The following is a 13,929-nucleotide window of genomic DNA, read 5'->3' as shown; positions in this document are numbered from 1 at the left end:
GACATGATCACCTGATGAACTGATGAACTGATGAACTGATGAACTGATGAACTGATGAACTGATGAACTGATGAACTGATGAACTGATGAACTGATGAACTGATGAACTGATGAACTGATGAACTGATGAATGATAATCGGTATTGAGCAGGATGTCTATTTTATTTCGTGACGAGTAGATGGCTATCCTATGGATTTTACACTGTCAGAACTGGCTTATTGCCTTCAATATCAGGCTATTTGTTAAACTCCTTTACAAAATTTTTGCTTTTTATCGAAATGCTATTGCAATTACATACACCGTGAATTAGTATATTCTCAAGAAAAAAATTTTCTTTTATTTGAAAGAAGAAAAGATTTATTTCCGCTTCTCTATTTCTTTGTAAATATGCGGTAAAATAGCCTGTTAATTATTTCATCTCCTGTAAATCCTGCAATAGCGAGATGTTTATTATCGAGTATTCTCATAAATAATCGATATAATTATGAAATTAATTTTCATAATTATTCGCTTTATTTTTCATATTTATTCGCTCTATATTGTTAATTGTTATAGATCATCCTGACTCTCAGTCGAACTCGAAAGGAGTGAATCTATTGTCCCCGATTCTTCATGTGCTGGAGCAAGGGCTTGGTAAGCTATCTCCACAGGAACGCAGACTTGCTAATTATATTTTACAGCAGCCCTCTTCCATTAGCCGAATGGGCATTACACAGCTAGCTACGCAATGCGGAATAAGCCCGGCTACCGTTACACGCTTTTGCAAAACCTTTCATTTTGAAGGCTTTCCTGATTTTAAAATGAAGCTAGCAGCCGAGCTTGCCCAGCAATCGATTCCTGGCTCGTATCAGGATATTATCGCAGGCAACCCACTGTCAGAGATCGTGAAGGCGATTGAATCGAATCATGTGAGCTCGATCAACGATACGACCCGGCTGCTGAGTCTGCCACGACTGGAGCAAGCGATCGGTTATCTGATCCGCGCGCGCCGCATTGATCTGTACGGTATCGCCACATCCTCGATTGTGGCGCAGGACTTCTACCAGAAGCTGATTCGTATCGGCAAAAATTGCACCGCCTTTGCTGATTCTCATATGCAGATCACCTCCGCCTCTACTCTATCGTCAGACGATGTCGCGATTGCCATCTCCTATTCAGGTGAAACGAAGGAAACGATCGATGCGCTTACCTGTGCAAAGGAAAATGGCGCTACAACGCTATCGCTCACGCAATACAGCTCTAATCCGCTGGCAGATATCGCGGATATCGCCCTCTTTTCCTCATCGCTTGAAAAAGGGATTCGCCGCGGCGATATGGCATCTCGCATCGCTCAGCTTCATATTATCGATATTTTATTCACCGGTATGATCAGCGCCCAGTTCAATGATTCCGTCAAAAAGCTGGAGCTGTCCTATAAAAATGTGCGGCGTTACCGCAAAGACTCAGGAGGGTTATGATTCATGGTTAATTTGGTCAAGGTAGGCAATGAAAAAGATTTTGGCAAGGTTGCCGCGTACATTGTGTCCAGTCTGGTGCAGACCTCTCCACGCTGTGTGCTCGGACTCGCCACAGGCGGAACACCGGTCGGTTTGTATAAAGAACTGATCGAGATTTACAATCAGGGTGTAATCACCTTTGAAAAGGTAAAAACGTACAATCTGGATGAATATGTTGGATTGCCAAGCGATCATCCGGCTTCGTATCGTACCTTTATGAATCAGCATCTGTTTAACCATATCGACATTTTGCCAGAAAATACACATGTACCAAATGGACAGGCCGACGATCTCGATCAGGAGTGCAAGCGATATGATGAAATGCTGTCTGAGGCGGTAATCGACTTACAGGTGCTGGGCATCGGGCATAACGGACATATCGGCTTTAACGAGCCAGACGACCAGCTCACACCGGGCACTCATGTCGTGGAGCTGTTGCCACAGACTCGCGAAGCGAATGCACGCTATTTTAACTCCATCGACGAAGTACCACAGCGTGCGATCACAATGGGCGTTGGTACGATTATGAAGGCGCGCCAGATTCTGCTCATGGTACGCGGCGCAGACAAAGCAGAGATCATTCATCGTGCACTAACTGGCCCGATTACCACGCTCTGCCCTGCATCGCTGCTGCAATTGCATCCAAATGTAACCGTGCTGATGGACGCGGAGGCTGGGAGGTTATTTCAGCAATGACACATCCAACAGAAGGTACATCTGCGTCATTCCGCATTGTGAATGGACGCATCGTGACACCAGAAGGAATCATAGAGCAAGGTACGTTAATCGTAGAGCATGGCGTGATTCAGTATATCGGTTCGGATCATGGCGCTACCGTTGCTCATACTGGCAATCGGGCTGTTCATTCCATGGACAATGAAAACGCTGGCGATTCTGCTACTATTTCTGCCGATAATGAGGGCGCTAGTCATTCCACTTTACAACGCGACAATGCGGATCATGCAACTATTGCGAATGAGCCAAATCGAGCGTCCTCTACAGGGAACGCCCAGCCTGCCTTTCGCCAGGATATTTTACAATACGATGCCAGAGGGGGACTCGTCCTACCCGGCTTTATCGACATCCATGTGCATGGCGGGATGGGCCAGGACTTTATGGATGCAAGCCCTGAGGTACTGGATACGATCACTCGTTTTCATGGAAGTCAGGGAACCACGTCCATGCTTGCTACAACGATGACTGCACCGCGTGCGGCTATCGATCATGTGCTGGAGCAGGTACATGCTTATATGGAGAAAGGCGAAATGCCTGGCGCACAGGTTGTCGGTGTGCATCTGGAAGGCCCATTTATTAGCCCGAAATGGCCTGGGGCGCAAAATCCGGGACATATTGTGCTGCCCAATGTGCAATGGCTGGAAGAATGGCATGCTGCTTATCCGGGTCTGATCAAGCAGCTCACACTGGCACCGGAACGTGAAGGTGCACTGGAGGTTATTCGCTGGCTGCGTGCGCATGATATTACTGCTGCGGCTGGTCATACAGATGCAACCTATGAACAGATCATGGAAGCGGTCGAGGCGGGGCTGAATCATGCGGTGCATACGTTTAATGCGATGACCCCGCTGCATCATCGGAAGCCGGGAACGGCTGGTGCAGTGCTGGGTACGCCTGCAATCTGTGCGGAGATTATTGCGGATGGTATTCATGTGCATCCTGCCGCGGTTGCGCTACTTGCGAAGCTCAAGCAGGAGCATAACCTGATTCTGATCACGGATGCGATGTCCGCTGCTGGACTGGGCGATGGGGATTATATGCTGGGCGATCAGCCGGTGAAGGTGATCAATGGTGTAGCCACTTTGCCAGAGGATAGCGGTACACTGGCAGGTAGTCGGTTGACGATGATTGAAGGGTTCCGCTTCTTGATCGAGAAGGCTGGATTATCGATTTTGCGCGCTTCGGAGGCTGCCAGCGGCAATCCAGCGCGTCAGCTTGGATTGTATGAGCGGACTGGGAGCTTGGAGGTTGGGAAGCAGGCGGATGTGCTGGTGTTGGATGGGGATATGGGGTTGAAGGAGATTTTTGTTAGAGGGGTAAGGTTGGAAGGGTGAATATCTAACGTATTCAAGTAACGATTTGATCTCTTAAACTGTTATTCTAATTCCGTATCAAAAGTGACACTTTATAATTACTCAAATATGACATATAGATTCTCACGCCAGTTCCAGCGTGAGAATCTATATGTTATTTTTTTGGAAGTGAAATAATATTGTATTTAAACCATTTTTTCACAACTTTTACTTTTGGGTTGCGTCTAATTTTCGATAAGACTATCCAGATTTGCAGGACAAATATAAAGTTTGACATCATATTAAGTGTAGCGTTAATCAATTCATCTGTGGACTGATTATAAAGCATCAAGAGGTAGATGCTACTCTGCATTAACTCATTCATCATTTTATGTGATCTGATATAAATGTGCCATTTACATGTATTGTCCTGCGATCTCTTACATATAAATACAAACCTATTTCATCATGTTCTAACCAAAATTAGGATGACTCCAATCTAACCCGAGGTGCAAAATGAAAAATGCTATAGCTGTATTTCTACTCAGTGTACTTTTAGTACTACTTCTTCCTCTACATACTCATGCTGCCACAAATCAAACTAGGATTATTTTAAATGGCCAAGAGTTAAGTCTACCTAAAGATGCTGAAGTCGTTAATATTGAAAATAATATTATGATTCCGATTCGAATCGTCGCTGAAAATTTAAAGTTTAATGTAGCTTGGGATCAAGCTAATCAAAATGTGAATATTCAAGAGGGAGATCATTCTATTTTATTAACCGTTGGAAAAAATGAGGCTTCTATAAGCAATAATATAGTGCGCCTTAATGCAGCTCCTCAAATTGTCCAAAATAATGTTGTTGTTCCCCTACGCTTTGTTAGTGAACAGATGGGACTGGGAGTTGCTTGGAATAATAGCGATAAAATTGTTACTTTAGCTAGCATGAAGCCTGCACCTCCATCACCTGCTCCAGAAAATACAACAGCGATTAATTTGATTCACGATATTACTTATGTGAATAATCAGCTTATCGTCTCATTAGATCATGAAATTAATCCAGTCATAACAACTCTTAAAAATCCTGAACGTATTGTGATGGATTTTCCTGCAACTGATTTTGGCGAGATAGAGAATAAGCCCGTGGCGGGAGCTATGGCTAGCCTGGATACTAGCGGTTCTCCCCAAATTAAAGATATACGCTATTCGCTTTACAATAATAATCCTGCTCAGGTACGAATAGTGATTGAGCTTAATAATGCAACTGCTTCGAACTATACACAACAAACCAGCACAGGTAAGTTTATTCTTGATCTAAGCATGGTCAATAGCTCTGTACCCACTTCTCCTATACATAATGGCAAAAAGATCGTCGTTATCGACGCAGGCCATGGAGGAACAGACCCGGGAACTACTAGTTTTACACAGAATCATGAGAAGGATTTTACGCTTGCTTTAGCTCTCAAGGTTCAAAAGCTTCTACAAAATGAACCTAATATTGAACTGATTATGACACGCGATACGGATGTGTACCCTACTAGATCCGAAAGGGTTAAGCTTGCAAATGATCTCAAAGCAGATGTATTCGTCTCTATTCATGGTAACAACGCGCCACTTTCTTCCCAAGCCAAAGGGACAGAAACCTATTATTATCAACGTGCAAGCAGTAAGGAATTAGCCACGATCATTCATGGAAAATTGATACAAGCTTTAGGATTTAGTGATCGCGGCGTTAAAAATGAAAGCTTTCAAGTGATACGAGAAACAACAATGGCTGCTGTTCTATTGGAAATTGGTTTTTTAAGTAATCAGGAAGAAGAACAAGCGATGATGTCAGAAATCAATCAAAATAAGGCAGCCCAAGCGATTGTGGACGGAATAAAAGAATACCTGGGATTATGAACTACGGACTAATTCACAAGGATGTGTTTTGATGAAAAAAGGAATATATCTCTTTATACTCATCTGTACTTTATGCGCGTTTTCAATAGGCTGTGATCATCATCCTTCTTCTAGTAAGGTTCAAGGCTCCAAGCTTGATCTGAATGAAGCATCGACAGAAAATAATGAAGCTGAAAAACAAAAAAAATCGCAAAAAATTGAAGTGTACTATGCTGATGTTCAAGTCTCAAAACTAGAAAAAAACGTGCAAAGTATCACCTTTACGGACGCAACTCATAAATACAGTGAAACGTATACGGCTCTGCAAAAAAGTGATCAAGACAATCTAATTCCTTTATGGGGAAATATTGATTTGTTATCTGTTGCTTTTAATGAGGGCAAATTAACACTAGATATCCATATTCCAGATGAAGCACGCTTAGGTTCTGGAGGAGAAGCTCTAGCTATGGAAGCTCTGACCAAAACATTTTTTCAATTCAGTGAAATAAACAGTATAGAGTTACTTGTAGATGGAAAAGAAACAGACAGCTTAATGGGACATACAGAGCTAGACAACCCTATCCTACGTCCGTAACATAAAAGAAGCCGAATCCATTTTAGATTCGGCTTCTTTCTTTGGTTACTTTAATAATTCCACTCAATCACTCTTCCCACTCAGCACATCCGCCGCCGTCTTCGCTGCCCTACTGATACTATCTGCTGGCAAGCGATATGCCCATTTACCTGTTGGTTCTACAATCCAGATATGCGTTGCATCATCTGCTGCTTGCCAGCCTGTATATTGTGATTGGCTGGAAGTCGCTTCTGAGCCTGTATTGTCGTCACCATTTGTAGCCATCAGCTGTATCTCCAGTGTCAGCACGTGCTTGTAGCCCTTGACCTTATCTGCTGCTACGGGTAGCTCGTCTGTAGGGATGTTTTTGATCGCATCGGTGATCGAGCCTGCCTCGGATGGGGTGATGGAGTGGTCGTTCAGGCTCCATTTATCCTGATTCGGATCGCCACCGCTGGATAGCTGGTGAGTCAGTGTCCATGTAGTCGTTGACGTATTGCCCTTCCAGACCAGCTTGCTGAGCTGCTGATCATCCCAGCCGAATGGAGTTGTATCGATAAAATGGAACGCAGTCGCGCCTGCCAGATCATTGATCGTCTGCCCTGCCACCTGAATGATCGGGCCATCGTTCACTCTCACGTAGTCATATTCACGCTCTGGTGTTTCGCTACCAAACGATATTTCGAGCTTTTGCCCGTCCTTTGTTGTTAACACGATGCCCGGCTGTCCCTGCTTCATCCCGTATCTGGACACATCCTGTGGGGACTGCTCAACTGTACCGTGTACAGTCGCTGATTCTAGCGTACTCAGCCAGTCCTCGATCATATACGTATTCGCAGGATACGCTCCCGGCTGTGTAATCGTCCACTGATTATTATCATGCACCAGTGTTACATCCGCGGTGCTATTCGCCTTATCCGATGTACCACTGGTGCTTGCTTCTGCGTTACTATTCGCTGTGTCGTCCCCTGTACCAAGCGCAGACGGATGAATGACAATCTGCTGTAGCTCATTTGTACTCACGGTCAGTAGCTTCGTTTCCGCAGATGTAGTCTCGTCTTTCTTTTGAAAAAAGTGCTGCGAATACGCATAGCCCATACCTGCTACCAGCACTAGCAGCAGGATGATAGAAGGCAGTAGCTTTTTAACCATTCCGCTCTCCCCTTTCACACGATCCGTATGCGTAAAGCACAGGGTTTATCCACTGTATCCAACCTTTACACACGACGACGTCTCCACCACAGGAATACACCTGCCGCTACAAACAGAAGCGGGAAGACGATTACAGTTGAGATGAGGATTGCCCGTGCCTGTGGCAGCGTTAGTGTCGCTGTCTGATATTGATCCTGTGTCTTCGGACGGATCGTTACCTGACTATCGTTGCCCACCAGATAATTAATGCTGTTCACTGCAAAGTCGAGATTACCCTGCTGCTGGATCGATTGATCCATCATAAAGGTGGAACCGCCGAGTACGACTGCCTTAGGCTTCCCATCTGAGCTCCCTACCGCAAAACCCAGATCAAATGGTCCTGCCAGATCATTATTATCATGCTCGGTCTTCGATTCGAGCAAGCCACTCAGATTCGTTTCACCATAGCTATTCGATGTAGTCGTTAATAGCGGTGTGACGGTCAGACCCTGCTTAGCCTCCTGCTTGAGTGCAATCGAGAGTGACATGATCGTATACAGATTGCTGGATGCCAGCTTATCTGTAATCTCGTGGTTGCCGTATTCCGGTACGATCGTCAGTGGATCATATAGCGATTGACCCTTTGGTTCGACCGCTACGGCATGCGTATCGGTAATTCCATAGTCGCTCATTAACGAATCGATATTTTTCCAATCGGTTTTCGCCTTTTCGTTAAAGCCCAGCGATAGGAATAGCTTGCCGCCTTTATTCATATATTCACGAATGACCTTTGTCTCTGCATCGCTCAGATCGGTCTGCGGAGCAACGATCATCAGCACGCTCGCATCTGTCGGAACCGCGCCCTCCTGTGCAAGAGATAACTCGGACATATTAATATTTTCTTCGCTTAATTGCTGTGCCAGTAAGCTGAGTGTAGCGGTATCGAATTCATTATGGCCGTTGAGCAGGTAGGCTTTGTACGTCTTGCTAGATGTAAGTGATAGTAAGCCAGACGTTAGCTTTTGCTCACCGGTAAACTGATATGAGCTTGCTTCGGATGAAGCGTCCTGTCCATCCTGCTGATCCGGGCTGGTGAACATATTGTAGATCTGAATCGCTTTGGTGCGTTCGCCTTGCTTGAGCACAACCGTGCTTTCAGCGACGCCATATTGACGTGCCAGCTCTGGATTTTGCAGCAGATCGTATTGCTTGACCTCCAGCTTGTTGTTAATTTTATGATATTCCTGTAGCAGGTCGGTCACTTCGCGTGTATATACCTGTGCATCCTGTGGATTGATGAATACCATCGCTTCCACTGGCTCGTTAATTGCCTTTAATGTACTGATCGTCTGATCGGACAATGTATTTTGCCGATTTTGGGTCAGGTCCACCTGAAAGGTGCCCAGCGAATTTAGAAATAAGGTTAATACGATAAAAATGCCAATCGCCGCAATAGAAATGACGGTTGCGTTTGTACGAGAAATCCATTTGCCCATTTTCATTACCTCCACCGCTTCCGTTCCACAATCTGGATGCTCAGTACAAGGAATAATGCAGCCAGTGTGATGTAATACAATAGATCAGGGCCATGCAGCACGCCTTTGATCATATTGTTCAGGCGACCGGATAATGAAAATGGAGCCAGCCATTGCTGTAAGCTGGAGCCTGTCGCGCCGGAGGCGAACGAATCCATCAGCCATAATGTAAGCAAAATGACAAAGCCGATCACTGCCGAGACCATCTGATGCTGTGACAGACTCGATGCGAACAGACCAATCGCCATCATCGCTGCACCGAGCAGGAAGACACCTAGCACGGATAAGAGCAGCAATGTAATATCCAGCTTGCCGAAAAAGGACATCGTCAGTGGATAGACCATATTGCACAGGATAAGCACGATCAGCAGTCCGAGTGAGGCGAGATACTTGCCCAGTACAATCTCGGTTGCTGTCACAGGCGAGGTCAATAGTAGCTCATCGGTTCCCTGCCGAAACTCCTCCGACATAAGTCGCATCGTGAGCAGTGGAATGACAATCAGCAGCATGAATATCGTATCTCCCAATATGAGACGATAATCGATAATGCTCGGCTGATACACGACAAAGCTCACATAAAACATAATGCTGGATAGCAGCACATAGACGGCTATCGCAAAATAGGAGGTCGGATTAAAAAAGTATAGCTGTAGCTCTTTGGAGCAAATCGCCCACATTCGTTTCATCAGGCGCGATCCTCCTTGTTATTCATTTTTTTAGAAGCTTTGTTAGAAGTTTTGGTGAGTGGAGTGAGTTCATCCTTCGCGGGTGTTGCTTCCGTCGCTGAGGATTCCTCAGCAGATGATTCGCTGGATGAAGGTAGCTCGACTGTAGCCGACTCTGGCGCTGATTCGCTTGTTAGCTTCAGGAACACATCCTCCAGACTCATGCTTTCTCGGCGCAGCTCCAGAATCGGAATACGTGCTTCGCCCAGCGCCAGCGATAGGCGCTCACGGAAGTCGGTTCCGTCTTCACCTTGCAGACGGACACGAATAAGCTGCTCCTGCTGCTCATCAGGATCCGTCAGTACATAATCGGTCTCTGACCAGCCCCATCCGTCCAGCAAGGTATGCAGTACGGCAGGACGCGATTTTACTTCTAGGGCAACCTGGAACTTATCGTTCAAGCTACTGTCTAGCTGATTCGATGGGCCATCTGCTACGAGCTTTCCTTCATTAATAATGAGCACACGACTGCACAGTGTACTCACCTCCTGCAAAATATGTGTACTTAGCAATACAGTATGCTGTTCGCCTAGCTCACGAATCAATTGCCGAATCTCCACGATCTGACTTGGATCGAGCCCAGAGGTCGGCTCGTCCAGTACGAGCAGATCGGGCTTGTGGATAATCGCCTGTGCCAGACCAAGACGTTGTTTATACCCTTTGGACAGGGAGCGTACAACTTGTCGCTCGCGTCCTTCCAGACCGAGTCGGTCGATCATTTCGCTAATGCGTAGCTTCTGCTGACGTGCAGGCACATCACGCAAATCTGCCACAAAACGCAAATAGGACATGACGGTCATGTCCGGATATAGAGGCGGCGTCTCCGGTAAATAGCCGATTTTGCCACGCGCCTTGCGAGATGGCTCATGCATCGGCAATCCGTCGAGCCAGATTTGTCCTGAGGTTGGTGTTAAATAGCCTGTAATCATGCGCATCGTCGTCGTTTTGCCCGCACCATTCGGACCGAGAAAACCAACGATCTCACCGCGTTCCATCTCAAAATCAATTCCGTCCACACTGCGTCGCCGATCAAAATGTTTGCTGACTTGCTGGACTTGAAGCATCGTTATTTCCCCTCCTGCCAATTCCTGCCCGGATCGCTTCTACCTAACCGTTCGTACACCGGGCATGGATAAGTTCCAAAAACCTATTTTACTATATCCGACAAACTATAAAAACAGCTTAAAATACAATAAAGGAAAGCTTAAAAGGTCTGTTCTCGTAAAAAGTAGTGAATGGAAGCGATATTCAGGAGGCAATACGAGCCTTTTGTATGACAAATTGGGCGTTGTAACAGAGGTTATGAAAGACTTTATGACAGACGTTATTGCGGAGAGTGGAGGGAGCGTGTAGCTGTTTGGCTTTATTTTATGTAATGGTGTGATATATCCACTGGTCATGGCTTGCAATATCGATCATATGTCTATAAATCAGACGCGATGCACGTAACATCATAGTCCGACTAGCACCAAACAATAACACAAACAGCCCCCAGGGGAGAGAGCCTGCGAGCTGTTATCCGTTTACATCTAACTGGATGTATAGAGTGTGCAGATCGATATACTTGCGTACATCTGTCGGTCTGTTGTTGTATTTGTACAAATGGCAGTCACCATTCTACCAGCGGATCACAATCGGTGTCTTTGTGCTCACATCAATCGGAATATCCTTGGAGCCGATGCCTGCTGCTGAGGCAGCCATAATATTTTCCTGTAAACCGATGCTATCCAGATTAAGTGTGCGCGCAGCGGTTAGCTTGAACTTGGGCTCACGCTCTACTGGAAATGTCATGCTTCCCTCTGACGTGTCGCCTCCGTTAGCATCAATCGCCGCACTTGCTGCTGCGGAGATTTGACTGGAATATTGTACAATGCGCTCGTAGAGCAGATCGCCATTTTTACTGGCGGTGAATTCCTCTGCAAAATGAGGCTCCTTGACCACAAGTGGCCAATCCTTTTCCGAATCGTAATCATCGTCGAGCAATACCTTTTCTAGCTCCGGTGTCTCGATATCCTTTTTGATCAGATCATCCAGCGCGCCACCTGCTTCGGCACCAGCTTGCTCCTTCGCATCCTTCAAGTACTCCTCCAGCGTCTCGTCAGCACGCTCTTCCAGCCCAAGCTCATATTGCTTCTTCACTTCCTGAATGGCGGTGAGTGATGCGGCATCGGCAATATTTTGCGCCTGTCTTTTCTCGATGAATACGGTGAAATAATAAAACATGAACGCACTACCTAGAATGACAAAAGCAAGCGTGGCAATCGTCAAAATCGACATACTGCCTCGCTCATTGTGCATCCGTTCACGGCAAATGGTGATCCATTTGTTCATACATATCCTCTCCATTGTTCGTCATCCGGCACAAGGTTAGTTCAGCAGCCCGTCAGTAAACGAACAACCGCTCATTGGCCTGTACTGCGGTGACAGATCGACTGCTACTACCGATATGTTTACTTACACGTTTATGACTCGGTATATTCGACCAGCCACTGTGCTGCTTCCGCGCGCGATACTGCTGCCTGTGGTTTCAGTAGCGTCGTGAAGCCGAACACATTGCGATAGGTTGGCTCTCCATACACAAATGTCGCCACCGCACGAATATACGGTTCCTTGTTACTATAGGATGTGCCAATCTCCTTCCCATCGCTAATCGTAAACAGCGAATCCTGCACCGTGGATAGCGCAAGTATAGGCTCGCGGACGTTATCCATCTGCTGATACCATGCCCACAATACCGTAAGCTGCTCACGAGTAAGCGGCTGATCGAGCTTCAATTCATTGTTATCTACAGCAGGCAGCAAGTCAGCCTGTCTCAGCTTATCTACCAACGTATAGTCTAGATCGGTATTTTGCACATCGGTAAAGGCTGGCGGTGGCTGATCCGCTGGTGTTAACTCCTTCGGATCGTACTGATACATCCAGCGGATAAAATCACGCCGTGTAATCGACGTATCCGGCTGAAAATGACCCTGCCCATCCAGAACAGGGATACCGGAGCTAATCAAGCGCCTGATCTGCCATTGTACCGGACTGGTGGCAATATCATTGACGGTCACGGTCTGTGTCGCCTGCTGTGCTGCCATCGCTTCTGTGGCTTCAGTTTGCAACTCTTTGGTCACTTCATTCTGCTCCTGTTGTTGGTCTGCAATCGTCGTGTTTTCCACAATCCAGCGCGCTGCCTGAGCACGTGTAACAGGTTGCTGCGGCTCCAGCTTATCCTTGACCCCAAATGTCTGCTCCAGTGGATGCTTATCCTGATTAGCATAAAAACCAACCGCCGCTACATACGTATCCGAGATTTGCGCTCCATCTTTATACTTCTTGAGTGCAAACTGTGTCACTGACAAATCGACAATCGGATTCGTCACACCGCGTTCGCGCTCATACCAGCCCCACAGTAGGGTTAGCTCCTGACGGGTTAACTCCTTATCCAGTTGCATCGTACCATCCGGGAAGCCGGTAATCACGCCAGCAGCCTGCAAGCCTTCGATCAATGTATAATCTGGATTGCTTGAATCCACATCGCTAAAGCTTGGCTGACTCGCCAGCTTCGGCTTGATATGCTTATTATCATAGCCATACATCCAGCGAATGAATTCAGAGCGAGTGATTGGCTGACTTGGTTCAAAGCTAGCTGGATTGTCTAGCTTCACCGCGCCGGATTGCAGTAACTTCGTGATCTGTTGCTTTTCCGGTACGTTGCCAATATCATCAGGCAGCTCCGATGCAGGAGAAGAATCACTGGAGGAGGCTCCTTCCACGACAACCTTAACCGGAGTTGGAGCAGCCAGCGGATCCGCTGTAGTCGTACCTTGCTCCTCTGCACCTGTTGCTTCTTGTCCCGTAGCCGTTTCACTCGTACTGGTTGCTGATGGTGCAGCCTTATCTGTACAGCCAGCAAGTAAAGCAACGACCAGTAGTAGTCCTAGCGATAATCTTTTTTTCATCATACTCACTTCCTGCCGTTTCATGAATGTAGCTAATCCTCGCACTCCTACATTAGCCGTTGATCCAGCATCTGCGAGCTACATCAATATCCATAATAGAGTAGAGCAAACAACACCAGCGCCAGACTCGCAGATAAAAATGCAACCTTGCGACTGCCCGACTTGCGCGTAGCTTCATCTACAAGTACGCTACCTCCGCATTTGCTACAGGTGATCTCCTTGCGATGAATAGCTCGGCTTGAACGATCTCCGCAAGACTCACATCGGTATTCCATTCGTTCACTCCCTATCTTCGCTTGGCTTACTCAGGTTACATTTGAAAACTCGCCCTATTGGGATAGCCGCCAGATCAGAACAAAGGTATAAAAAACCGCTGCCAGAATGAGCTGAATACGATAACGCTGTTTATCATGCGAATCTGCCTGAATGTAGATGCCGATACTGACGAGCAGATTGGGCACGTAAGCAAGCCCTAATAGTATGATTCCCGTTGAAAAGCTAACCAGCTTTAAATCCCCGCCAATATAACTAATCACAAGTAAACCCAGAACAAACAAGATCAGGGTTGCGATCTGCCATCTGTCCATCGTTTTCCTATCTATATTCTTAATC

General features: G+C 46.4%; 13 protein-coding genes. 5 read left to right on the top strand and 8 right to left on the bottom strand.

What is annotated here, in order from left to right; translation table 11 throughout:
* Positions 1–597: 597 nt before the first annotated feature.
* From IEX62_RS18595 to IEX62_RS18575, 5 genes are all read left to right on the top strand, one after another.
* Positions 598–1,458 carry a MurR/RpiR family transcriptional regulator gene (locus IEX62_RS18595; RefSeq protein ID WP_188777048.1) on the top strand — a complete coding sequence of 287 codons (861 nt, stop codon included), beginning with the start codon at positions 598–600 and terminating at the stop codon, positions 1,456–1,458.
* Positions 1,459–1,461: 3 nt separating this feature from the next.
* Positions 1,462–2,193, top strand: coding sequence for a glucosamine-6-phosphate deaminase (gene nagB / locus IEX62_RS18590; protein WP_188777047.1), 732 nt, complete (start codon positions 1,462–1,464; stop codon positions 2,191–2,193).
* On the top strand, positions 2,190–3,566 hold the full coding sequence (gene nagA / locus IEX62_RS18585) for an N-acetylglucosamine-6-phosphate deacetylase (protein ID WP_188777046.1): 1,377 nt from the start codon (positions 2,190–2,192) through the stop codon (positions 3,564–3,566). Before nagB ends, nagA begins: the two co-directional genes overlap by 4 nt.
* Before the next feature lie 474 nt (positions 3,567–4,040).
* Positions 4,041–5,426, top strand: a complete 1,386-nt coding sequence (locus tag IEX62_RS18580; RefSeq protein WP_188777045.1) for an N-acetylmuramoyl-L-alanine amidase family protein — start codon at positions 4,041–4,043, stop codon at positions 5,424–5,426.
* Positions 5,427–5,457: 31 nt separating this feature from the next.
* Positions 5,458–6,000, top strand: coding sequence for a GerMN domain-containing protein (locus IEX62_RS18575; protein WP_188777044.1), 543 nt, complete (start codon positions 5,458–5,460; stop codon positions 5,998–6,000).
* Positions 6,001–6,063: 63 nt separating this feature from the next.
* Here the strand turns inward: IEX62_RS18575 and IEX62_RS18570 are convergent, their stop codons facing one another.
* From IEX62_RS18570 to IEX62_RS18535, 8 genes are all read right to left on the bottom strand, one after another.
* The gene (locus IEX62_RS18570; protein WP_188777043.1) at positions 6,064–7,131 is read right to left on the bottom strand and encodes a DUF4340 domain-containing protein; all 1,068 of its coding nucleotides are present in this window, start codon (positions 7,129–7,131) and stop codon (positions 6,064–6,066) included.
* Between the two features lie 65 nt (positions 7,132–7,196).
* Positions 7,197–8,606: a GldG family protein gene (locus IEX62_RS18565; protein ID WP_188777042.1), complete on the bottom strand. Its 1,410-nt coding sequence runs from the start codon at positions 8,604–8,606 to the stop codon at positions 7,197–7,199.
* A 5-nt stretch (positions 8,607–8,611) separates the two neighbouring features.
* Positions 8,612–9,331, bottom strand: a complete 720-nt coding sequence (locus tag IEX62_RS18560; protein ID WP_188777041.1) for an ABC transporter permease subunit — start codon at positions 9,329–9,331, stop codon at positions 8,612–8,614.
* Entirely contained in the window at positions 9,331–10,434 is a 1,104-nt protein-coding gene (locus tag IEX62_RS18555) for an ABC transporter ATP-binding protein (RefSeq protein ID WP_188777040.1), read from the bottom strand. Before IEX62_RS18555 ends, IEX62_RS18560 begins: the two co-directional genes overlap by 1 nt.
* Before the next feature lie 553 nt (positions 10,435–10,987).
* Positions 10,988–11,701 (bottom strand): pilus assembly protein TadG-related protein, encoded by a 714-nt coding sequence (locus IEX62_RS18550; protein WP_188777039.1) that lies wholly within the window; start codon positions 11,699–11,701, stop codon positions 10,988–10,990.
* Positions 11,702–11,832: 131 nt separating this feature from the next.
* Positions 11,833–13,320: an S-layer homology domain-containing protein gene (locus IEX62_RS18545; RefSeq protein WP_188777038.1), complete on the bottom strand. Its 1,488-nt coding sequence runs from the start codon at positions 13,318–13,320 to the stop codon at positions 11,833–11,835.
* 80 nt (positions 13,321–13,400) lie between these two features.
* Positions 13,401–13,592 carry a hypothetical protein gene (locus IEX62_RS18540; protein WP_188777037.1) on the bottom strand — a complete coding sequence of 64 codons (192 nt, stop codon included), beginning with the start codon at positions 13,590–13,592 and terminating at the stop codon, positions 13,401–13,403.
* A gap of 54 nt (positions 13,593–13,646) precedes the next feature.
* Complete coding sequence (locus tag IEX62_RS18535; protein WP_188777036.1) at positions 13,647–13,904, bottom strand: hypothetical protein; 258 nt, start codon at positions 13,902–13,904, stop codon at positions 13,647–13,649.
* Between the last annotated feature and the right edge of the window lie 25 nt (positions 13,905–13,929).

This window comes from Paenibacillus hunanensis (assembly GCF_014645615.1).
Taxonomy (GTDB): domain Bacteria; phylum Bacillota; class Bacilli; order Paenibacillales; family Paenibacillaceae; genus Saccharibacillus; species Saccharibacillus hunanensis.
This window is presented reverse-complemented; position numbering and strand designations above follow the sequence as displayed.